We start from the raw sequence: 21929 nt of genomic DNA on the forward strand, positions 1-21929 counted from the left end.
CAGGGACACGGTATTCCGTGTCCGGGGCGGGGAGTAGGACACGGCAGTGCGGTGTCCCTACGGTTCGCTTTTAATAGTTGGTAGAAGATTAAGGATTGTAGATCGATCGCACTTGCATCAAATTCAAACCGCTCGATTAGCAGTTTCCGCAAGAATCTTCTTAATATCAGCAGGAGTCAGACTCGGATTAGCTTGTAACATTAAAGCTATCACGCCGGATACTTGTGGCACTGCCATTGAAGTACCCGCAAAATATCGATAGGGAATCCCCGGTTGAGAAAGCGGCACAGTTGAATAAATGTCACCAGAATCCGTTGTGCCAGCGTCGCCGCCCGCAGCAACAAAATAATTAATAGTCTCCGAACCCGCCCGGTTAGAATAATTTGCAAACAAGCCATTTCGGGTAACACCACCGACAGCAATTCCTACCTCATTGGCAAACCGAGCCGGATAATCTACTTGTGGGCGAGCATCATTTCCCGCCGCCGAAATCACGCTCGCACCTTGAGATTCAGCCACTCGAATCGCATCCAATTCTTGAGCATTCAACTGTAGGCCGCCCAAACTCACATTAATAATCTTTGCTCCATTTGCCACCGCATAATTAATCGCATTAATTTCATCCCGAATTTTACCTACCCCGGCACTATCGAGTATTTTCAAAGGCATAATCTTCGCTGTTGGAGCAGTTCCAGTAATCCCCACCCCATCTTTTTTCGCAGCAACTAAACCCGATATATGAGTGCCGTGATTGTTATCATCCATCGGGTCATTATCGTTGTTGACAAAATCCCATCCTCGGAAATCGTCAACAAAGCCATTGTTGTCATCATCAACCCCATTGCTAGCTTTATTGCGACCGATCGTATCAACACCAGTTTCCCCCACATTACTCCAAATATTCCCCGTCAAATCCGGGTGATTGTAGTCAACTCCGCTGTCGATAACTGCCACCACAATTCCGTCTCCAGTCAAGCCCCGGGCCCAAACCTCCGGAGCTTTAATTAAATCTCTGCCCCACTCCTCGCCGCCCAAGTCGGGAACATCAGGAAAAGTTGCAGTACCTTGAGCTTTAGCAACTGCCGCCGCTGCATTTACCAAACCGAACCCAAAACGAGAGTCAAAACCTTGCAAGTTGCTCGGATTGTTAGGAGAAACAGTTGCAGGGGTTGCAGACAGATTTAGGGTGAAATCTGTACTGCCTTGGTATTGATAAACTCGGACAAAGTAAGTTCCTGCGTCTAAACCGTTGATCTCGATCGACTCCGGCGATAAATCCGGTTGTTGAGAAGAAGCAATAATATCGGTGAAGTCAATAGAATTGTCGCCGTTAAGATCTTTAATTAATGCCACGTCAACATCCGCTGTCAAACCGCTGACAGTTAATTTAAAGTCGCTACTTGCAGGCAAAGTAAAGCGGTAAAGACCGTCTGGCCGGGCGTTGCTAACCGAGTCTGCGATCGTTTGAGTGCCGCCCAAAACGCCTAAATCGCGAGCTTGATCCAGTTGGTTGCGCAATACGGTAGTTGCAGAGATGAATGTAGAGGCGAGGTCTTGTGGAGATGCGTTGGCTACCAAGCCTAAAATAGCATTGGATTGGCGAATTTTAATTAATGTATTGGAAATACCGGGGGCGATCGATATTTCTTCGAGAATCAAGTCAGCTTCGGTAAGATTGTCAGTCAGCCCGATCGAATCCACAAAACTGTTAAAGTCAGTAATAACGTCTGCAGCAGCCGGATCGGAGACTGCGGAGTCGCTGCGGAGGACAAAGGTATCTGGGCCCAAACCCCCTGTCAGCGTATCTTTACCCCCATCGCCCACTAAAACGTCGCTGCCAGAGTCACCGTTGAGGGCGTCCTCTCCCTTACCTCCCTGCAAGGTATCGCTGCCGGCATCGCCAAACAGGATGTCGCTGTTGACACCGCCGTTAAGCAAATCGTTGTCTGCACCCCCGAACAGGGTATCGGAATTGCTGCAGCCGAGAATGCGATCGTTACCATTATCACCGCTAATTATTTCGGCATCCGACGAACCGACAATAAAATCGTTGCCGCCGAGGGCAAAAAATCCGTTAGGATAAGGAGTCAAAAAGCCCGGAGTCAAGGCGAAACTGTTGGGGCTATCATCTAAAAGATAGGAAAAACCGTCAGGGCTCGGGCCGGGCATAGAAATGTACTCCTAGTGAGGTATATCGATCTAAATTTTAGATTTTAAATTTAAGTTTGTGGTTAAAAACGCCCTAGATAGTCTTTAATGCGCGCATTACGCACAGTCTGTAGAGGTCTGCATAGGTTAGGTTAAACAGATTTATTCCGTCATATCCTGCCGTGTAAATCAACCACAATTCCGCCTTAGCCCATCTAAAATATAAAATCTAAAACAGTATAACTTAATCCCAAATTCAAAATCGGGATCAGAAAATGGGGAAACAACACTTGCATCGAATTCAAAAATTTTTGAACATCGCGAAGTCGCATTTAAAGCCTTATTTGCGCTATTTGATTTTGGGCGGGACGTTTTTATTTATTGCCAAAGCTTTTTTAACTCACTGGCGAGAAGTCGCGAATATCCAAATTCGAGCCGAAAGTTTTCCGTTGCTGGCGATCGCCCTTGGCGTCACTTTACTTTCTCTAATTTTTGTCGGCTGGGTGTGGATGTTGATTTTGCGGGAATTCCGCCAACCTGTAACTGCTGCGTGGGCGATTCAAGTTTTTCTCAAAACTAATATTGCCAAGTATTTACCGGGGAATATTTGGCATTTTTGGGGTCGAATATTGGACGCAAAAAAAGCAGGAATTTTCCCCAAAGCTGCTACTCTCAGCGTGTTGCTGGAACCGCTGCTAATGGCTTCGGCTGGCGTTTTGATTGGGTTGATTTGTTTTGACAAATTCAATGGGTTTTTGCGGATTGTGGGTTGTGCTGCCATTTTAACCGCGATTCATCCCCGAATTTTAAATCCGATCGTTCTCTTTGTAGAGCGGTTGAAGTTATCAAAGAACAATGCAGAAAATTCAAATACTGGGGAGGCTGCGGACGAGCAATTAAATATTACTACAGAGTCTACTTCCAATCTAGCCAAAAAAACATCCGCTGTCAAGTCCCGTCGCCAAATTAATTTGCCAATTAAACGCTATCCTTTAGTGCCGTTAATCGGACAAATGTGTTTTATTGGATTGCGGGGCTGCGGTTTTTTGCTAACTGTAACGGCTTTAACTCCGGTGAACTTTAGCAATATTCCCAACTTGTTCGGTGCTTTTTGTTTTGCGTTTGTTGTCGGTTTAGTCGTACCGGGAGCACCGGGGGGAATGGGAGTATTTGAAGCAACGGCGATCGCCCTGCTGTCCGATCGCTTTTCTACGGGTATAATTCTGAGTGCCGTGGCTTTGTATCGGATAATTAGCATTCTGGCGGATGTTTCGGGTGCATTTTTAGCGAAGCTCGATCGCCAGCGAAATCAGCGCAGTCAAAAAAGGCGAATTTAAAATAAAATATTTGAGGAAGATAATTTGCTGCGTTCGAGGAATCCCTGAATCGGGCAATGTAGTAAAAGCTATAGTCCAAGTCATGAGTGCCAACTCACAGACTTAGGTAAATTACTTGAACTTTGGCGGGCCGTGTAAATCCAATCATCTCAGTGGCAGCAAATTCATCACATTACAGGTTCCTTGAAATAACGACTCTAACCTCCGGTTAGCCATGACTCATAACAACAATCGAACGACAACAATTCGTTACCTTCTAATCACATCAGGTGTACTGGCAAGCGGTGGATTAGGCTATCTTGCTTATACCATGTTGCGGCAACCCAACGAAGTACGCTACTACGAATCCGAACAGCAATGTATTGTGGATGCGACGAACCAAAGCAACGGGTTCACCAAAGAGCAGTGTCAGGCCCAGTTCCGGTACGCAATGCAGGAATACGAACGCATTACGCCCGTGTATCGCACGCAGCCAGAATGCCAAGAAGACACAGCAAGCATTTGCTCGCAGGTATCGAATTCCAGCGTTGCTACCCCCGGATGGCGACCAGAGTTCGGCGGCTTCTATTTCACCGATGATGTCGATGATGATGCCCCTCCAACAGTGGTCAACGGTGGCTCCTACACGATTTATCCAGTGCAACCCGTTTACCGCTCCAACATCGGAATTGTAACTCCAGATAGAACCCAGATTACTCGTCCCCTACAGGGCATACCGCTAGATTCTCCCTACTTTTCCTCCAGTCGCGATACCCCAAATCGCCCCCCAGGCCACGCAGCTCGGGGAACCATCAAGGGACGAGGGAGCTTTGGTACTTCTGTCCGCTCCACGGCTCCTTTGGGAAGCGGAGGCAAATGACATCGATTCCGGTTGCACTCCTTATCATTGTTGACTGTTGACTGTTGACTGTTGACTGCTGACTGTGAGTCAAAAAAATGAAAATTGCGCGAATTATTTGTTGGCAGCTTGATTCGACTTTACGCCCGACTTCGGAGCACGGATTTGATATCATTTCGGCGCAGCCGGAATTGATATGATGCAAGTATTTTTGAGCGGCCATTCATCCCACAACTATTTTTTCTCTAGTTCTTTTATCTGTTTTTGTAGATCCTTGAGTTCCACACCACTAGCAAGGCCCTTCATCCATGTATCCCTTTTTGTTTCAGCGACGACGCAACTGGCAGCAGCACGTATTAGATAACGCCTACCAATGTCAGCCTCTTGCAGACATCAACCAACGCTACTGGGCAGAAGCCTTAGACCGTCCCTTTGGGGTGATGTTTTCGCGCCAGGAAGAGGCGAGCATCTGGGATGCTACTGAGGCTCTTTGGGATATGTGTCGGGAGTTTTTGGACTGGTTTTTCACCGCTGATGGCCTAGAAAATCGGATGAAAAAACTCGCTATTCCCCCTGCTTTCTGGGAAGCACTTCAGGTTTCGTGGGATCGGGTTGACGAAGCAGAAGATATGTCTCTTTATACCCGTTTCGATCTGGCCGTCACTGAAGATGGAAAAATTAGCCTTCTAGAAATCAACGGCGAAACTCCTCTCTTGGGTGCAGAAACAGTCTATCAATGGCTGTGGTTAGATGACATGAAAAAAACAAACCGAGATTTGCGATCGCTTCCCAACGATGCCAATCAGTTCAACAACTTTTGGGACGAAGTTGCGGGTCGATTCCGCACTCTAAGTCGTCATTATGATTTAAAGCAGTTCGGCCTGAGCTTGTTAATTGACGAGCATCTGTCAGAAGATACCGAGATGGCAGGACAACTGGTCGAAATTATTAATCAAGAATTGGGAAACGATCGCTTTTTCACCCAGCTTGTAGGATTGCGTAACCATCTGGGCGTGGATGAAGAAGGATTTTTTGTCGATCAATTCAATAATCGGATCATGCGGCTGTGGAAAATCATCGATTGGCTGGATTTGCAACTCGCAAGCGAATCTTTTAACGCAGATGAAGCCCTAGCATCGCGCCTGATAGCAGGGGACGTAAAAATCATTGAACCGCTGTGGAAACAGATTTTAAGCAATAAAGGATCGATGGTGTGGATGTGGGAATTATTTCGCAACCACCCAGTGTACGCTCAATTCTTGCTACCCACTTTCTTCACAGATACTATCTCGATCGAATCCACAGCATTACTGACCCAAATGCACGTCAAAAAGCCCCTCGTCGGTCTAGAAGGTGTTGGGGTTTCTATTGAAACAGGCGATTTTGTTGCCGGAGCCGTTCACGCCCGCGAGTCGATGGGCTACGATCGCGAAGGATTCATTATTCAGTCCTATCAACCCTTACCCGAATATTTTGGCTACCACTTCGTCGTAGGTTCCTGGATTGTCGGCGATACTCCATCCGGCATCGTATTGCGCGGAGATACCAATCCGATCACCGGACGACATTGCTTAATCGTTCCGCATATCGTGAGCGATCGTCTGGTGAATACTTAACTTCTAATCAGAATAACTATGAAATTACAAACTCATGATGTCCGGGGAATTCCGATTCTTAGCAGTGAGTGGAGTGTAGATGAATTTATTGCCGATGAGTTGAAAATTCCCGAAGTTGCGCCTACAATTCAGGCTGGATTTATGGATCTCCTGAGCCGAGATGTTTTCTCTGAGGGAGACAGTCAGCCACTCTACGAGCATCTGCTCTCTCGCAGTTCGGAGTTCTCGTTAGAATTCATGAGTGCGATCGAACTTTGGCTGCAAGACGAATTACGGCACTACGTTGCTCTACGTAAGGTCTATCACATGGTATCAGGTTTGTCCCCAGAGGCGATCGACCAAAAAAACCAGAGCCGGGTGCATGAACTCGAACCGATCTCGTTTCTGATTGAGAACGAATTCACCATTCTAGTTGGTTTAATGTTTGACGAAATGGGTTCCGTGTGGTCTTATCACCGGGATATTAAGGAATTCTACCAACACTATGGGAAGGGCTTTGCTCGCGTAGGACATTTGGTCACGCAGGATGAGGGGCGGCATTTTAGGAATGCTGCGACTCTCATCCAACATCGCCATCCCGACAAAATCGATCGCATTGAACCCTTATTAGAAAAGATTAGCGAGATGGAAGCCTGTCTTGCTTATTATCCCAAGACTTTCTTTCTCGATCACGCTCAGGAAAGACACCGCTTCCCGAAAGATTTTAATACCCAGGTGATTCAAAGAATTCTCTCTTTTTTCTAACAGAATTACCAAGTTAATCATCGGATCAACATTATTATACTTTCCGTGGCGATCGAGCATCTCCAACCTGACGCACTCTACCGGAACTTTCTCTTTCTCCTCTAACTCTGTGTCCTCTGCGGTTAAAAACTCTAATTCTTATATGAATTAAAGCATTTTTTCCAGAAATTGCTTGGCGCGATCGCACTTCGGGTTACTAAAAAACTCCTGCGGCGGCACATCTTCCCCCACCTTTCCCCCATCCAGAAACAAAATCCGGTGGGCGACTTCCCGCGCAAAACCCATTTCGTGAGTTACAATTGCCATTGTAATGCCCGTTTTCGTCAAAGCTTTCATTACATCTAACACTTCTTTAACCATTTCTGGATCGAGTGCAGAAGTCGGTTCGTCCATCAACAAAATATCCGGTTCCATAGCCAAACAGCGGGCGATCGCCACCCGCTGTTTTTGTCCCCCCGAAAGCTTAGAAGGATAAACATCTGCCTTATCTGACAAACCCACTTTTTCCAGCAATTCTAACCCCTTCAGACGCGCCTCATCCTTAGCCACCTGCTTCACCTTTACAGGGGCATACATCACATTTTGCAGCACAGTCATGTGTGGGAACAAGTGGAAATGCTGAAAAACCATACCCACTTTCTGGCGGATTTTCATAATATCTACCTTCGGCAAAGTAATATCCACTCCGTCAATGTATATGTGTCCCGAAGTCGGAATTTCCAGTAAATTCAAACACCGCAAAAAAGTAGACTTGCCGCACCCCGAAGGGCCGATAATGGCAATCACTTCTCCTTTATGAATCTCAGTAGTTATTTCGCGCAAAACCTTCAGATTGCCAAAAGATTTATACAGGCGATCGACCTTAACTACTAGTTTGGAGTCTGCGTTCGAGTACATTTGCCCCCCAAGTTAAACTAAGCACCATCAAATAATAAATTGCGCCGACAAATATCAAAGGTTCAAAGTAAATATACTTTTCTGCTCCCACAATTGTAGCGCGGCGCAGCAAGTCTTCTACGCCAATTACTGAAACTAAAGCTGAATCCTTCAGCAAAGCAATACTTTCATTCACCAATGCAGGCAAAATATTTTTCAACGCTTGCGGCAAGATAATATCGCCCATCATCAGTTTGTAGGGAACGCCAAGGGATTCTGCGGCTTCTTTTTGACCTTTATCTACGGCTTGAATTCCCGCGCGGATTGTTTCGGAAATATAAGCCCCAGAATTCAGGAAAAAAGTAATCACGCCAGCTTGCAGCGCCGATATATTATAGCCCGTAAGCTGGGGCGTTGCAAAATAAACTAAAGTCAACTGCAAAATTAGCGGCGTTCCTCGAAAAATTGAGGTGTAAGCAGTGGCAAACCAGAACAGCGGTTTAATGCTAGAAATCTTCAACAGAGACAGGACAATTCCCCAGATAAATCCGAGAAATGCCGACAGCAAGGTAAAAGTTAGCGTTACCCCAATCCCGGACAAAATATAAGGCAAACTCGGCAAGATTTTGCCAAAATCTAACCCGAACTTGGGCGCTACCGCAGGCTGATTTGCTTGAGCAGGTTCTTGCGGAATTGGTCGAGAAAACCACTTAGTAGCTAGTTCCTTAATTTGACCGCGGGCTTTCATTTGCTGGAGGACTCGGTTGAATTCTGGAACTAATCTCGAACCTTTGCTAAAGGCGATCGCCGAACCGCTTTCTTGAGTATTCGGGATTGTGTTAAATTCCAAGTCCGGGTTCGCTGCTGCATAACCCGTAGCAACAGTATCCTCGATCACTCCTGCCGCGATGCGGTTCGATTTAATTTCTTGAATGATGTCAGGAATCCTATTGAGAGCAGCCAGTTGCACCCCGGCCATTTTTTTCACAGCTTCCTGCTGAATACTTCCGAGTTGAACGCCTACTTTTTTCCCGGCTAAATCTTCAGCTTTGGTCAAATTGCTGCCTTTATTGGCGACAATTGTATTTTGAGCTTCGTAGTAAAGGTCAGAAAAATCAACATTTTTTTTCCTTTCTGCTGTGGGAGTCATTCCAGCCATGACAAAATCGGCTCTTCCCGCCTGCAAAGCAGGAATTAAGCCGTTAAAATCCATGCCAATTACTTTTAGCTCGTAGCCTAATTTTTTAGTAATATATTTGGCAATATCGATGTCAAAACCGATGATTTCGTTGCCGCTAACAGCCGTATCTTTAAATTCATAGGGCGGGTAGTCTGGGGAAGTCGCCAGTGTTAAAGTCTTGTTGGCTTGGGCGTAGCTGGCGATCGCGATTAAACAAAGGGCGATCGCGATCGCCGCCGCCAGCATTGATTTTAATTTTAAACGTTTCATATCGAACATTGTCCTAAAAAATCCCCTTGCCCAGAAAATATACCACAAATCGGAATCAAGTCACCATTGTAAAGGAAGATATACTCCTGGACGCACGGGTTGCCAGAAACCAGGTTTGATGGACAAACAAACTGCATAATTAGCCTTTAACAAGGGTAAATAACCCGGTTATAAAGGCATTAATCCGTCCATGGCTACAGATAGATGATTGTGCCACAAACTTATATTTAAAAAATGTCAAAAATGCACATTTTTTAACTTTTTAGAAGGTAAAGATTGCCCGCACAACTCCCACCAATGTTGTACCGTTGTCCTATTTGCGATCGGTATTTGTAATCATCCAGCATATTCCATTTGTGGAACAGGGTATTCAGTAGATCAGAGCAAAAGCTGATTGGGCGCGGGTTCCTTACGATTTGTTGGAACTGATCTCGAATCGGATTGTGAATGAGGTTAAGGGGGTGAATCGGGTGGTTTACGATATTACTCCTAAGCCGCCGAGAACGATAGAGTGGGAGTAATACCATTGTCGATTATTGATTTTCGATTTGGATAGATGCCGTCTGTAAGTCCTGTGTTAATTACAGGACTTACACAGAAAAATTATAGTCTAAGAGTCAACAGTCAACAGTCAACTGTGTTGAATAGTGTTGCAAAAATGCTTCCATTTCTGTCCGTCCTTGTTGGGTAATTGAGTTGTAGAAGACTTCTTTTTGTCCATTGGGAGTGTAGAAACGATAGAAGCGTCGATCTCGATCAATTTGTCGCAGGTATACTAAGGGAACGCCAACAGATGCAAGGAGTCGGGCTTTTTTGCGATCGCGCTCCTGCACCTCTGGGCGATCGTGCCAATGAGATTGACATTCTATCACCAGTTTGGCTTTGCGACTAGCACAATAACCGCGTTCCATCAAGGCGATATCGACTCTGGAACTCACCCAAAATTTCCAAAGTTCAATGGGAAGACGGGTGAAAGTTTCTGGACGAGAACAGATGATTTCTAGGGGAACTTGGGGACAGTAACGGAAGCGATCGCCTAAAATCATCTCTAGAATATCGATAGCGATCGTTTCTAACTCGTTGATGATTTCTCCGCTTTGGAATTGGGGAAATGAAGACAAAGAATTGTCATAGTCCAAGGCGTATAGCATGAGTTTTATTTCCGATTAGGGTTAGTGGGAATTAAAGAGGTTGTAGACGACTGTCCAAGCGTTTGCACCAATAGCGGTGGCAGTCCAAGTGCCCTTCTGGTAAGGTTTGCCTTCTTTCCGAGCGCGGTAAAGAGTTGTGGTGGATACCTCCAACAGTTGTGCGGCTCTATGGGTTGTGCAGGATTGCTCAATTACAGTTGGTTGGGATGGGAGTTTTACCCTTCTCTTTTTGTTAAGGGAGTCGAGGGGAGTGGGTGGCTCGTCTGGGAAAAGGCTGAGTTGGAAGGCTGTCATAAGCTGAACCTTTGAGTGTTAATGATTCAAGCCTATTGGAGTCAACTGGATTTCTCCAGAGCAAAACGGTTCAGAAAAAAGTGAACTGATCTGAACTGGTCAAGAAACTTGATGCTGACTATGCTAGGGATAGTTTTGATTGAGATTTTGCGCCTGTGCTGTTGTCCCGCCGTGGACTCAAGTCCACGGCTGATAGCGAAAGTCCACTCAAGTGGACTGAAGAGCGCTTTTTTGGGTCAGCATTTAGTCCTCTTTTAGAGGACTTTCGCTATCAGCCAGGGGTTTAAACCCCTGGCGGGCTATGCAACTGATGCAAAATTCTCAATTTCATCCACTCTAGTTGTTAGGAATGAGTCAAGCTATGGCATCTGGAAGGATTCGGATTGATGGCGCAGGTTTGGATAAAGTTCGTCAACGGATGGCTGAATTGGAAAAGCCACTAAATCCAGACAAACGGGGCTGGTCTCAAGAAAATCTTGAAGAACAAGCTCATGTGAGTCTCAGTACCATAAAACGCTTTTTTCAAGGTACGCCACGCGATCGCAGTAAGGTCATCTTAATTCTTAAAGCATTAGGATTTGAACCCATAAAATTTATTGCCGAACATGACTCAAACTTGCAGAATTCCGAACTAGAGCCACAGCCAAACATTGCGATTGATTGGCAGCGAGTTTGCCAAGAAATGTTAAATGAACAGCAAGAGGAGCAACGCTTCAGACGGAGAGCGACAGAATTGGGATTTGAAATCAATGTTTTTGTACCGCTAGGTTTAATCGAACGGAAACAGCAGCAGCGTCGCAGTGGTAATGTGCCTATGGAACTGTTGCATCAATTAGAACCGGAAGTCGTTACCCGAATTTACGAACATGATGAATTCATGACTGACGTTATTGAACAAAACCCTACTGGAAAAAATAAACATATTGCTATTGTCGGCGAACCAGGAGCAGGAAAGACAACGCTGTTAGATAAAATCGCCACTCACATTCAGGAAAATAATCAAGATTTGCCGATTTGCATTGCGCTGGCAAGTTTGCAAGGAAAGACACTGAAAGACTATATCCTTCAGGAATGGTTGCCGGAAGCTATGGCTCTGGTTTATCCTGATATTGATGTAGAGAAGTCTCACAAAACATCTCTACAAAAACGCTTGCGTCACGGTGGGGTGTGGCTGTTACTCGATGGTGTTGATGAAATGGCTGTAGGGGCGAACAGTTGTTTGTCCTTAGAAGAAATCCGAAACCAGCTTACTGATTGGTTGGGTAATGTGCGAGTTGTTTTGACCTGTCGAACCAATGTTTGGGATGCCAGTCTCAAGAATCCCCTCACAGGTTTTGATACTTACAAAACTCAGGAGTTTAAACAAGAGCAAGTAGATGATTTTATTCAGCAGTGGTTTGCTGAAGCAAAAAATATTCAACGGGGACAGGAGTTACAGAAAAAGCTGCAAGAACCCCAAAAAGAACGCATCCGCCAACTCGTAAAAAATCCGCTTCGCTTATCTCTACTGTGTCAAATATTCAGCCAAAATAAGCAAGTCGAATTACCCGAAACCAAAGCCGAACTATATCAACACTTTGTCCGCTATTTCTATGAGTGGAAACCATCCCAAACGGTTATTGATTGGGCGACTCAACCAGGTTTGCGAGAAGAATTACATCAAGCCCTCGGTCGTTTGTCTATAGCAGGATTGGATAGCGATGCTAGATTTCGGTTGCCACTGAGTTTAATTCAGCAAGAAATGGGCGATAGGCTGTTTAAATTAGCCTGGGATCTCGGTTGGCTGAATTTGGTAGATCGAGAATCTGCAACAGATGAACCTGTTTACGCATTCTTTCATCCTACATTCCAGGAATATTTTGCATCTTTATCTTTAGTAATTGATAATTATCAATTTTTCATGGAGCGCTATCGAATCTTTGAAAATCAATGGCTAGAAGTAGCTATATTATGGTTAGAAAGCTCCCAAATCTCAGCACTCCTAAAGAAAGAATTGAGCGACACAATAACCAATTTTAAAGAAGATAAATGGAAAAATATGTATAGGCTTAAGCTGCTACCATTAAATATAGTTTACTGGTGTCAATCTGGCGAAATAGAATTTATTGCTGGATGGGTGTATTGCGTTTGCTTGGATGAGAATACACAAACAACAGTATACAAATTACTGTTTCCGGGTTATGAGGAATTCATCATAGAATCGTTAAAATATTACGCTTCCAAAGAAGCCTGTGATATTATAAGTGAAGTCATCAATAATAATACGGATTTAGAAATTTACGAACTATCGAGCCTTTTGGAAGTTTTATTTAAAATCAACCCGGAGCATGAATGCTTAAAAGTATTAATCCCTAAATTATTAAAAGACGATCGTGAGGGACGTGCCATAGAAGTAGCAAAAATAGCTTTAAAAAATGATAATTTCAAGCAAATTGCCGGTGATTTTTTAGTTAATGCTTTATTGAGAGAAGATGAACAATACGAATTACACAATGTTTTAATTATTAATGTTTTAATGGATTCTCAGATTTTGGACAAAGTGGTTATTGGTAAGTTAATATCATTTTTAAATAGTCAAAATCTTACGATTCAAGCGCAAGCTATTTCACATTTAGACAAACTCAGCCTAAATCATAACGCTTTAGTCAACAATCACGAAGTATTGGATGCTTTGATTAATTTCATAAGTCAAAATCCAGACAATTACATAAATATTATTCCTGCTATTAGTGTAGTCAAGAGACTTGATATTGATATTTCAAAAGTCAACATAGCAATCATCGACTTGTTAGATAACTCACAGGAACCAGTAATTATGTATTCATTAATTAAATCTTTATTTGATTATTTGGAAAACCAAGGCTTTATTGTAGAATGTATTAATAAATTATCCCAATTAATTGCTAATGAAGTAGAAGAATATCATAATACAAACGAAGAGTTAAAGTCAACTACAAGTAACGATACAGAAAATATAAATAATTATTTCATGGAAAAAGAATATAGTGAATTTGTCTCAATAATTAGCGCTCCAGAAAAATTAAACCTTACAAATTTGATGCAAAATAAGTTTACCGGGAAATTATTTAATTGCGAAGAAATTGCGATGGCCAAAATTCAACAAAATAATTTTGAACTGATCGATAAAATAATTGAAATTATCCAAACAAATAAAGATAATATATTGCGCCTTATTTGTATTAAAATTTTGATTAACATTGAACCATTATCAAAACAATCGATTATTGAGAAGTTAGTAAATTTAATCAAAGATAATCAAATTCAATACTTGGTTGCCGCCGAATTAAAACAAATTACTCACAAAGCACAACTGCAAAGGCTAGTTTTTGGTCTAAAGGATTATGTGGAAGATGCAGTTGCTAAGTTGGACACTGATTTATATATAATTGCTCATTCAGTGCTGTGGCATTGTGCTAATCACTTGAGTTATACGGAATTTTATGACGCTTGTTGCGTTCAACCATCCTGTACTGACTTAGAGGCATTTGAAAACATCTCTATTGCTAACTCTTCTACTCCTCAACTCCTTAAGCTTGTTGGGCAATTGTCAGTTATTCAGTCTGCGGTTTCCCATAATGAAGAACTCGATCGAGCAGTACAACTGATTTGTATTGATGGTAGCGAATTTAACCCTCCAGATAATCCCGCCACTGATATCTACATTCAAATGGTAGAGCAAGGTTGTCCAGAACGACAAGAAGGAATACCCACAACTATGCCACTGCTCAAAGCCTATTGGCGACTGAATTTGAGAAACCTAGAAAAACGAGTTGCTTTGGTGTTCTACAACTCTAAAATCGATCGCGAATTCAGCGAACCTTTTCTAACTGCACTGAGTGCTTTTGGAGGCACGATCGCAATCATCACCGCTCGACCATGCGACAATGTAAAACGCATTTCTCCTAACCATCCGAATCTCATCGATGCAGTTTTGAAATGGCTGCATCGATCGATTTTGGAGGCTTGAATTTTGATTTTGGCAGAAGGCGATCGCTTTTTCACCAACTCAGGCCCGATCGCACTCATTCCCCCAAATCCAACTCGATCGTAACTTTTCTTCATCTTTCTCTGAATTAAGAGAATCGTCAGCTAAAACAGAGTAGGAGAATTTCCGCTACGATCGAGAGTAGATAGGCTAGCACCAGATAAAATAAAGTAAAAATTCCCTCCGCACTACCCGTTGAGATGGCTGCGAGCTCTCGGTTCAAAAATGGAGATTTTGCTACCTTGGCATTTGTGGGGGGAAATGGCTACAGAAACTCAAAATACTTGGAATTTATACAAATAGAAAGACAGAAATCGACGACAGCCGATCGATCTATTGTGGAAAACTTGCCATTTTCTGTGGAAAAACCCCCTTTTCCTGTGGAAAACTGCTACTAAATTAAGTGCGATCGCTCTAATTCCCTTGATAGCATTTAAAAAATTAGAGGAATTGCGATCGCAAAAACCGCCTTCATCCTTCATCCCTCAAGCTGCTGTTTGCTGGAAATACAGCCTACATTTTTCCTCCTTCCTGCTTCCTCTTTCCTTCTTCCTTTTCTTCAGAATCGTAGCTAATGTGGTCGGACTTGTAAGCAGGAGGCTCGAGGTGAATTAAGATGCGTACAGGGCTGAAACGTTCTTCCAACCGGGCTTCTACTTCTTCTGTAATCCCGTGAGCTGTTTCTACATCAACAGCATCGACGATCGCGTGCATTTCAATAAACACTTGACGCCCGATCAGGCCGCGGGAGGCGATCGAGTGACAGTTAACAACGCCGGGCACATCCATTGCGATCGCGTGAATAACTTCCGGTGCGATCGCCATTTCATCCACCAACCAAGGCAGATTTTCCCTTAAAACCTTCCAACCGCTGCTAAATACCAAAACAGCCACAGGAAAAGACAAAAACACATCCAGGGATTGTAATTGAGGTATATTCCAAACCTGCCCTTGCCAAACACCGATCAACCCGGCGATGACCATAATTGTCACCCAAACATCGCTCATCGTGTGCTGAGCGTCAGCCACTAAAATCGCGCTACCGAGACGTTGGCCAACTCTGCGCTCGTAAAAAGTGACAAAAATATTAATCCCCAGTACAATCAGCAAAATCCACAGTTCATTTGGGGATATTTTGACAACTTTACCGCCGTTAATCAGCCTTTCGACAGCACCGCTGAGAATTTCAAAACAGGCAATCCCCAGAAAAGCAGCAATTCCCAGAGCTCCGAGAGCATCAAATTTTTGGTGTCCGTAGGGATGATCGCGATCGGGCTGCGGATTGGCATAATGATTAGTTACCAATCCTAAAATATTATTAGCGCTGTCCGTGACGCTGTGCAAAGCATCTGCCAGCAAACTGAGGGAACCAGTCAGCAATCCCACCGCTGCTTTAATTGCCATCACCAGCAAATTGAGCAATAAGGTAATTATTAAAACCTTGCGGACTTCGGAACGGTTATCGGCAACCATAAAATCTCCTCGATCTGCCGTCAAGTTTTCAGGCTTCTAGTTTAAAGCTTATCAAGTCATAACAGGTTAAAAGTATTGCTGAATCTAGCTTGCGACTAGATTTATATTCATTAATTTAGCCTAGCTTCTTGAGACAATTTTTAATTAATAGCAGTTTCGCAGTCCAATTGAGCTGGAATGTACTTCTTTTGGGTTACTATATTTTTTATCATTAACAATAGTATGTTAAATTTCATTGCCCATGTCTCTTTCTCCGCTGACACTGAATTTAGTCGAAGGTTCTGTCTCCTTTAGCTTTTCCCCGCAAGCCGCGCGGGATTTGCAAAGCGAAATTGCAGCTTTGATGGAAAGCTTGAAAGCTGTAGCAGCCAAAACCGCTGGCGCTAAAGCTTCTCCCCAAAAACCGATGGAATATCGGTATGCAGGAGATGTATTTTTGGAGGTTTTCTGCAACCCGAATATCTGGCCAACTCCTTTTGCTGCGAAAGTGCTGATTACGGTTAGGGACGATCGCGTGCGCGTGACCACCGAAGCCGAACTCAGCCGCCTGCGCGACGATCTCGCTCAGTATATCGAACAAGTGGGTTGAGATTCTCAACCTCGATCGTTTGTAGTTAATAGGTTGAATCTGAGTTCAGATACCATTCTCAAGAACAGGCTTTCCAGCCTGTTCCACAAACATTGAATTTTCTTTTGGGGAGTAGGGGTTGGGTTTCTAGGCCGCCCGTGAAAGGATTACTGACAAAGGATACCTATCAGCAGGCGAAGCCGACCATTCCCACATTGAACCTGCATAATTCTTAGCATTAAATCCCATATTTGTCAAGACACAAGTCAACCAGGCAGAGCGAATTCCCCCAGTACAATAACTCACAATTTGAGTTGACTGCGAAACTCCTTTTTGCTGCAAAATAGCGACAATTTCCTCACGGGTTAGCAGTTGTCCGCGCCGATCCATTAACTGTTTATAGTAAAGGTGAACCGCACCGGGAATGTGGCCGCCCCGCTTTTCTCCGTAAGGCGTTTTACCTGCATATTCTCGCCGCTCTCTGGCGTCAATAATGACTAAATTCTCATATCCTAAAATAGCTGTCAATTCATCCCGCCGAATTTCCCAATTCGAGCGGCGAGATATTACAAAATCTCCTATTTTCGGTGGATTGTTTGTAGCTTTTACTCGATTAATTCCAGCTTTGATTAAAGCCCGATATCCTCCATCGACAAAAACTGCTTTTTCGTGTCCAAAAGTCCGCAACATCCAAACAATTCGCCCCTCTTCGCCCCACCCTTTCACCGAATCGGCAACGACTATGACAGGTTTTTCTTGACAAATACCAATTGCTTGCAGTTTTTGAGTTAAAACTGTGTTATTTTCGATAATTTTTCCCTTGTGGGGAAAGTGCGATTGAGAAAATTCCTGCCAAGTTACGGGAATAGCTGGCGGGAGACGGCCAAACCACTTTAAAATGGGTGCGCGAGCATCTAGTAAAGTAGCTTCTTGTTCCAGCAATTGCTTAGCTAAATCTGCATTTACTATCCAGTTATTTGCTAAATTACCCAGTAAATTAGACATAATTTATTGAGTAACTTTTGCTGTATTAGCACCGCAGGCTAAAACCCCTTTGGTATTAGTTGGATTAGCTGGTTTAGTCTTGCCAGGAGCAGCATTTAGACACAAGATTGTTTGTGTCTTGTTTCCCACCAAAAAGACTCCCCCCACAAAACTTTTGAGATTAGCTTGTTTCGATACTCCGTAGTTAAATACAGCACCTTTTTTCATCATGCCGATCGAGTAGCTGTAATTGGCTGAGTTAGGTTTAACTTGGAGACCGAGATAAACCAATAGATTGGAAACAGAACTTGTAAAGCCTGCTTTTTCAGCATAGTAAACTTGCTGAGCTTTATTCATCGAACGCACAAAATTTTTCGCTTGTGATTCCTTAGCTTCAAGCGTTTGTGAAACTTGAGCTTCCGAGACAGGACTGAAAACAACTGGCAGAGTTAGAGCTGCGATCGCAACTTTTATCTGCCAGTTGCTGCTGCTATAAATCCTGCTGATTTTCACAGATACCAGGTGGAATGAGCAGTTGAGAAACATATAATTAAACTAATTGTTTTGCCTGAAACTGTTTCAATGCCCCAGGAGCAACCGTGCCGTGTTCTGTGATTATTCCCGATATTAATTCCGCCGGAGTCACGTCAAAAGCGGGATTGTAAAATTCTACTCCCACAGGACAAATTCGCGTAGTTCCAACTTGATACATTTCAACTGGATCGCGTTGTTCAATAGGGATTTTGCTGCCGTCGGAAAGTTCAAAATCAATTGTAGATAGAGGCGCAGCGACAAAAAACGGTACGTTGTGAGCTTTGGCAACAATTGCTAAACTGTAAGTGCCAATTTTATTGGCAGCGTCGCCATTAGCAGCGATTCTATCTGCACCGACAACTACCGCGTGAATCATGCCTAGTTTCATGCAGTGAGCGGCCATATTGTCGGCTATTAATGTGACAGGAATTCCTTCTTGCACGCATTCCCAAGTGGTGAGTTTGGCACCTTGGAGACGGGGCCGAGTTTCGTCTGCAAAAACTCTTCCGAGTCTTCCTTCTCGCCAAGCAGAACGAAATACACCTAAAGCAGTTCCGTAGCCTGCTGTTGCTAATCCACCGGCATTGCAGTGAGTTAGTAAGTTCAATTTTTCGGGTGTAGCTGGCAGAACTTCTAAACCTTTGTCGCCGATATCTTTACAAGTTTGCAAGTCTTCTGCTTGAATGGTTTTGGCCATTTCTAACAAAGTTTTTTGCACTTGTTCGACAGAACCGCTAGTTCTCTCGGCAGTTTTAAGCATTCGCGATATGGCCCAAAACAAATTAACAGCAGTGGGACGGGTGGAACGCAATAACTGGCCAACTTGTTCTAATTTAGTAAAAAACTCGGTACGATCGCCCGTTTCGATTTCTCGCGCCCCCAAATACATCCCGTAGGCTGCTGCTACCCCGATCGCCGGAGCACCTCGGACTATCATAGTTTTAATCGCCTCAGCCATATCTTCGCAGCGGCTAATTTCGACTACACCGTATTCTTTCGGGAGTCGGTTTTGGTCAATTAGCAGAACTCTGTCTTCTTTCCAAGTGACGGGGGAAACAGGGGAGTTTTGAGGGGTCATCGATTTCAATGATGTGAGGGACAAGTTTCTATGATGCCATGAAGGCGACTATTCCTCTATGTTATGAGGGACACGCTGAATTTGCCAAAATCCCAGCCCTGCGGTTTTAGCTTCGAGACAGGAGATTTGAGATTGAATAATTGCTGCATACCTACCACTCTCTGGGTTTGGAACTTATACAGAGTTGGATTCTTTTTCACCAAAGTATACTTAGTAAAAAACCGAACATTAAGTTGTGTAAATTATACTTACGTTTTTTGAAAAATTTCCGTAATCGGGAACAAGCTAGCTGTACCTGGGGTCTGCTTTTTTTAAGTTGAGAATAAAAAAGTGCGATCGAGCAACTTTCCAGATCCAACTGATTTACAAGAATCACCAAAATAGATAATCGTAAAGCTTTGTCTGTACAATTTGTACTGAGTTAAAGGCAGGTTTTGTGGTAGCCGTATTTGTGGTGGATTGAAGTAGCGACTATCATCGCACGGAAACAACATTTTGAAAACCTAACTAGGTGCATGGGGAAACAGTAATTATGAAAAACAAACAAATAGTATTCGTAGATTCAGCAGTTGAAGATTGGCAAAGTCTGGCCACAGGAGTTAAAACGGGTACAGAGGTAATTTTAGTCGATCGCACGCGGGACGGCATCGAACAAATTGCCGAAGCACTGCAGAGCCGCAAAGGTATAGAAAGCGTTCACATTATTTCTCACGGGGAATCTGGAAGTTTGCAGCTAGGGCCAACTATCCTGAATTCCGACAATTTAGAAACATATAGCGACTGTTTGAAACAGTGGTTTTCGTCATCTGTAAACTCAATTAAAAATCGATTTGAAATTCTGCTATACGGATGTAACGTAGCAGCAGGTGAAAAAGGAGAGGCTTTTGTACAAAAGCTAAGCAAGTTAACAAAAGCTAATATTGCTGCTTCTTCAGATATTACGGGGAGCGCCCAAAAAGGCGGAAACTGGGTACTTGAATACGCTACGGTCGCGATTAAAACAGGATTGGCGATCGAGCCGGAGGTAATGGCAAGTTACGCGCATACCTTGGCGATATTCACTGTTACTAATACCGCTGACTCTGGGCCTGGTTCGCTCCGAGATGCAATTACTCAAGCTAATGCCCTTGCTGGGGCGGACATTATTAACTTCAACATTCCCGTCGCAGGCGTTCAGACGATCGCGCCATTGACTTCTTTACCAATAATTACCGAGGCCGTAACGATCGACGGCACCTCTCAGCCAGGATTCGCCGGCACCCCACTGATCCAACTCGATGGAACCAATGCCGGGGCTACAACTAACGGCATACTCATCACCGGCAGTGGCAGCACCATTCGGGGACTGGCAATCAATCGCTTTCAGGGTTCTGGAATCTTCATTTTAGGTAATACCGCCACAGGCAACTCTGTACTTGGCAACTATATCGGCACCGATTCCAACGGTACCGCAGACTTGGGCAACGGTGCTAATGGCGTAGTAGTTGACAATGCGGCGGGTAACACGATCGGCGGGACTGCTGCGGGCGATCGCAACATCATTTCTGGCAACAATGCTTTCGGCGTGTTAATCAATGCCGCAGGTGCCACAGGCAACCGAGTGCTAGGCAACATCATCGGCACCAACGCTGCTGGTACTGCTGCGTTACCCAATACCTTGACGGGCGTGCAAATATCGGGTGGTTCTAACAATATCGTTGGCGGAACGACAGTAGCCGATCGCAACTTGATTTCTGGCAATGGCAGCGCTGGCGTGTTTATCGATGGTGCCACAGCCACAGGCAACACTGTGCTGGGCAACTTCATCGGCACCGACATCAACGGTACTGCAGACTTGGGCAACATCGGTTTTGGCGTGGCTATTCAGAATGCGCCCAACAACACGATCGGCGGAAATACCGCAGGTGCGCGCAACATCATTTCCGGCAATAATGCTTTCGGTGTAGTGATTCAAAACACCCCTGCTACCAGCAACGCTGCCACAGGCAACAGAGTCGTGGGCAACTTCATCGGCACGGATGTCAACGGCACCGCAGACTTGGGCAACACCTTGACTGGGGTACTCATACAGGATGCTGCCAGCAACACGATCGGTGGCACTGCTGCGGGCGATCGCAACATCATTTCCGGCAATGACGGCTTTGGCGTCCAAATTCTCAACGCCAATGCCACTCTCAACTCTGTACTCGGCAACTACATCGGCACCAACGCCGCCGGCACTGCTGCCTTGCCAAACACTATTGGTGTAGTTGTAGACAATGCACCCAGCAATACGATCGGCGGTAGTGTCGCAGGCGCTGGCAATATCATTTCCGGCAACAGCAGTCCCAGCGCCGGTTTAGGCGTGCAGATTACAGGCGCCTCTGCAACAGGCAACACTTTGCGCGGCAATTTCATCGGCGTTGCAGCCAACGGTACTAGCCCCTTAGGCAATAGCTCAATCGGAGTACAGATTACCGCTGCAGCAACTAATAATGCGATCGGCGGTACAGCAGCAGGTGAAGGAAATATCATCGCCAACAATGGCAATATCGGCGTAGCTGTAGCATCCGGTACCGGCAACAGCATCCAAAACAACTCGATCTTCGCCAACCTTGGCATCGGCATCGATCTCGGCAACAACGGCATCACCGCCAACGATGCAGGCGACGCCGACATCGGTGCTAACAACTTCCAAAACACCCCGGTACTCACTACCGCTACCGCCAGTGCTGGCAGCGTCACCGTCGCGGGAACTTATAACAGCATTCCCAGTGCCAATTTCACCCTCCAATTTTTCGCCAACAATCCCCCGGGAACCCAAGGTCAAACCTTAATTGCTTCTATCCCGGT

Annotated in this window: 17 protein-coding genes and 1 pseudogene; 9 read left to right on the forward strand and 9 right to left on the reverse strand. The window is 44.6% G+C overall.

All coding sequences use genetic code 11. From position 1 onward, the window contains the following. Positions 1–123: 123 nt before the first annotated feature. Positions 124–2169, reverse strand: coding sequence for a S8 family serine peptidase (locus QUA38_RS07860; RefSeq protein WP_333160653.1), 2046 nt, complete (start codon positions 2167–2169; stop codon positions 124–126). Between the two features lie 254 nt (positions 2170–2423). Between QUA38_RS07860 and QUA38_RS07865 the strand changes: the two genes are divergently transcribed. From QUA38_RS07865 to QUA38_RS07880, 4 genes are all read left to right on the forward strand, one after another. Continuing rightward, a complete protein-coding gene (locus QUA38_RS07865; protein WP_333160655.1) occupies positions 2424–3485 on the forward strand; it encodes a UPF0104 family protein in 1062 nt (353 codons plus the stop codon). A gap of 214 nt (positions 3486–3699) precedes the next feature. After that, complete coding sequence (locus QUA38_RS07870; RefSeq protein ID WP_333160657.1) at positions 3700–4344, forward strand: DUF1190 domain-containing protein; 645 nt, start codon at positions 3700–3702, stop codon at positions 4342–4344. A 287-nt stretch (positions 4345–4631) separates the two neighbouring features. Continuing rightward, complete coding sequence (locus QUA38_RS07875; protein ID WP_333160659.1) at positions 4632–5939, forward strand: glutathionylspermidine synthase family protein; 1308 nt, start codon at positions 4632–4634, stop codon at positions 5937–5939. Between the two features lie 18 nt (positions 5940–5957). Next, positions 5958–6683, forward strand: a complete 726-nt coding sequence (locus tag QUA38_RS07880) for a hypothetical protein (RefSeq protein ID WP_333160661.1) — start codon at positions 5958–5960, stop codon at positions 6681–6683. A 147-nt stretch (positions 6684–6830) separates the two neighbouring features. Here the strand turns inward: QUA38_RS07880 and QUA38_RS07885 are convergent, their stop codons facing one another. Both QUA38_RS07885 and QUA38_RS07890 read right to left on the reverse strand, forming a co-directional pair. Next, a complete protein-coding gene (locus tag QUA38_RS07885; RefSeq protein WP_333160663.1) occupies positions 6831–7580 on the reverse strand; it encodes an amino acid ABC transporter ATP-binding protein in 750 nt (249 codons plus the stop codon). Next, complete coding sequence (locus tag QUA38_RS07890) at positions 7546–9009, reverse strand: ABC transporter substrate-binding protein/permease (RefSeq protein ID WP_333160665.1); 1464 nt, start codon at positions 9007–9009, stop codon at positions 7546–7548. Before QUA38_RS07890 ends, QUA38_RS07885 begins: the two co-directional genes overlap by 35 nt. Before the next feature lie 389 nt (positions 9010–9398). Here QUA38_RS07890 and QUA38_RS07895 point away from each other — a divergent pair. Then, a pseudogene (locus QUA38_RS07895) lies at positions 9399–9530 on the forward strand (GMP synthase (glutamine-hydrolyzing)); the annotation flags it as partial. 96 nt (positions 9531–9626) lie between these two features. On the opposite strand, the gene QUA38_RS07900 reads toward QUA38_RS07895, so the two are convergent. Continuing rightward, a complete protein-coding gene (locus QUA38_RS07900) occupies positions 9627–10160 on the reverse strand; it encodes a DUF2726 domain-containing protein (protein WP_333160666.1) in 534 nt (177 codons plus the stop codon). A 21-nt stretch (positions 10161–10181) separates the two neighbouring features. Further along, positions 10182–10454, reverse strand: a complete 273-nt coding sequence (locus QUA38_RS07905; protein WP_333160668.1) for a hypothetical protein — start codon at positions 10452–10454, stop codon at positions 10182–10184. Positions 10455–10803: 349 nt separating this feature from the next. Here QUA38_RS07905 and QUA38_RS07910 point away from each other — a divergent pair, with 349 nt between their 5' ends. Beyond that, the gene (locus tag QUA38_RS07910) at positions 10804–14442 is read left to right on the forward strand and encodes an NACHT C-terminal alpha/beta 1 domain-containing protein (RefSeq protein WP_333160670.1); all 3639 of its coding nucleotides are present in this window, start codon (positions 10804–10806) and stop codon (positions 14440–14442) included. Between the two features lie 218 nt (positions 14443–14660). Continuing rightward, positions 14661–14858: a hypothetical protein gene (locus QUA38_RS07915; protein WP_333160672.1), complete on the forward strand. Its 198-nt coding sequence runs from the start codon at positions 14661–14663 to the stop codon at positions 14856–14858. Positions 14859–14973: 115 nt separating this feature from the next. Here the strand turns inward: QUA38_RS07915 and QUA38_RS07920 are convergent, their stop codons facing one another. Beyond that, positions 14974–15933, reverse strand: coding sequence for a cation diffusion facilitator family transporter (locus tag QUA38_RS07920; RefSeq protein ID WP_333160674.1), 960 nt, complete (start codon positions 15931–15933; stop codon positions 14974–14976). Between the two features lie 241 nt (positions 15934–16174). On the opposite strand from QUA38_RS07920, the gene QUA38_RS07925 reads away from it, so the two are divergent. Further along, the gene (locus tag QUA38_RS07925) at positions 16175–16522 is read left to right on the forward strand and encodes a hypothetical protein (protein WP_015174783.1); all 348 of its coding nucleotides are present in this window, start codon (positions 16175–16177) and stop codon (positions 16520–16522) included. A gap of 126 nt (positions 16523–16648) precedes the next feature. On the opposite strand, the gene QUA38_RS07930 is transcribed toward QUA38_RS07925, so the two are convergent. Genes QUA38_RS07930 through mtnA form a run of 3 tightly spaced genes read right to left on the reverse strand, consistent with a single transcriptional unit; the run spans position 16649 to position 19097 of the window. Then, positions 16649–17506 (reverse strand): rhodanese-like domain-containing protein, encoded by an 858-nt coding sequence (locus QUA38_RS07930; protein ID WP_333160675.1) that lies wholly within the window; start codon positions 17504–17506, stop codon positions 16649–16651. A gap of 3 nt (positions 17507–17509) precedes the next feature. Continuing rightward, positions 17510–17998: a type IV pilin-like G/H family protein gene (locus QUA38_RS07935; RefSeq protein ID WP_333160676.1), complete on the reverse strand. Its 489-nt coding sequence runs from the start codon at positions 17996–17998 to the stop codon at positions 17510–17512. A gap of 37 nt (positions 17999–18035) precedes the next feature. Continuing rightward, entirely contained in the window at positions 18036–19097 is a 1062-nt protein-coding gene (gene mtnA / locus QUA38_RS07940) for an S-methyl-5-thioribose-1-phosphate isomerase (RefSeq protein ID WP_333160677.1), read from the reverse strand. A 532-nt stretch (positions 19098–19629) separates the two neighbouring features. On the opposite strand from mtnA, the gene QUA38_RS07945 reads away from it, so the two are divergent. Further along, positions 19630–21929, forward strand: a 2300-nt coding sequence (locus tag QUA38_RS07945) for a DUF4347 domain-containing protein (RefSeq protein WP_333160679.1), incomplete at its 3' end; no start/stop codon positions are given.

Origin of the sequence: Microcoleus sp. Pol12B4 (assembly GCF_036701385.1) — a bacterium.
Lineage (GTDB): Bacteria > Cyanobacteriota > Cyanobacteriia > Cyanobacteriales > Microcoleaceae > Microcoleus.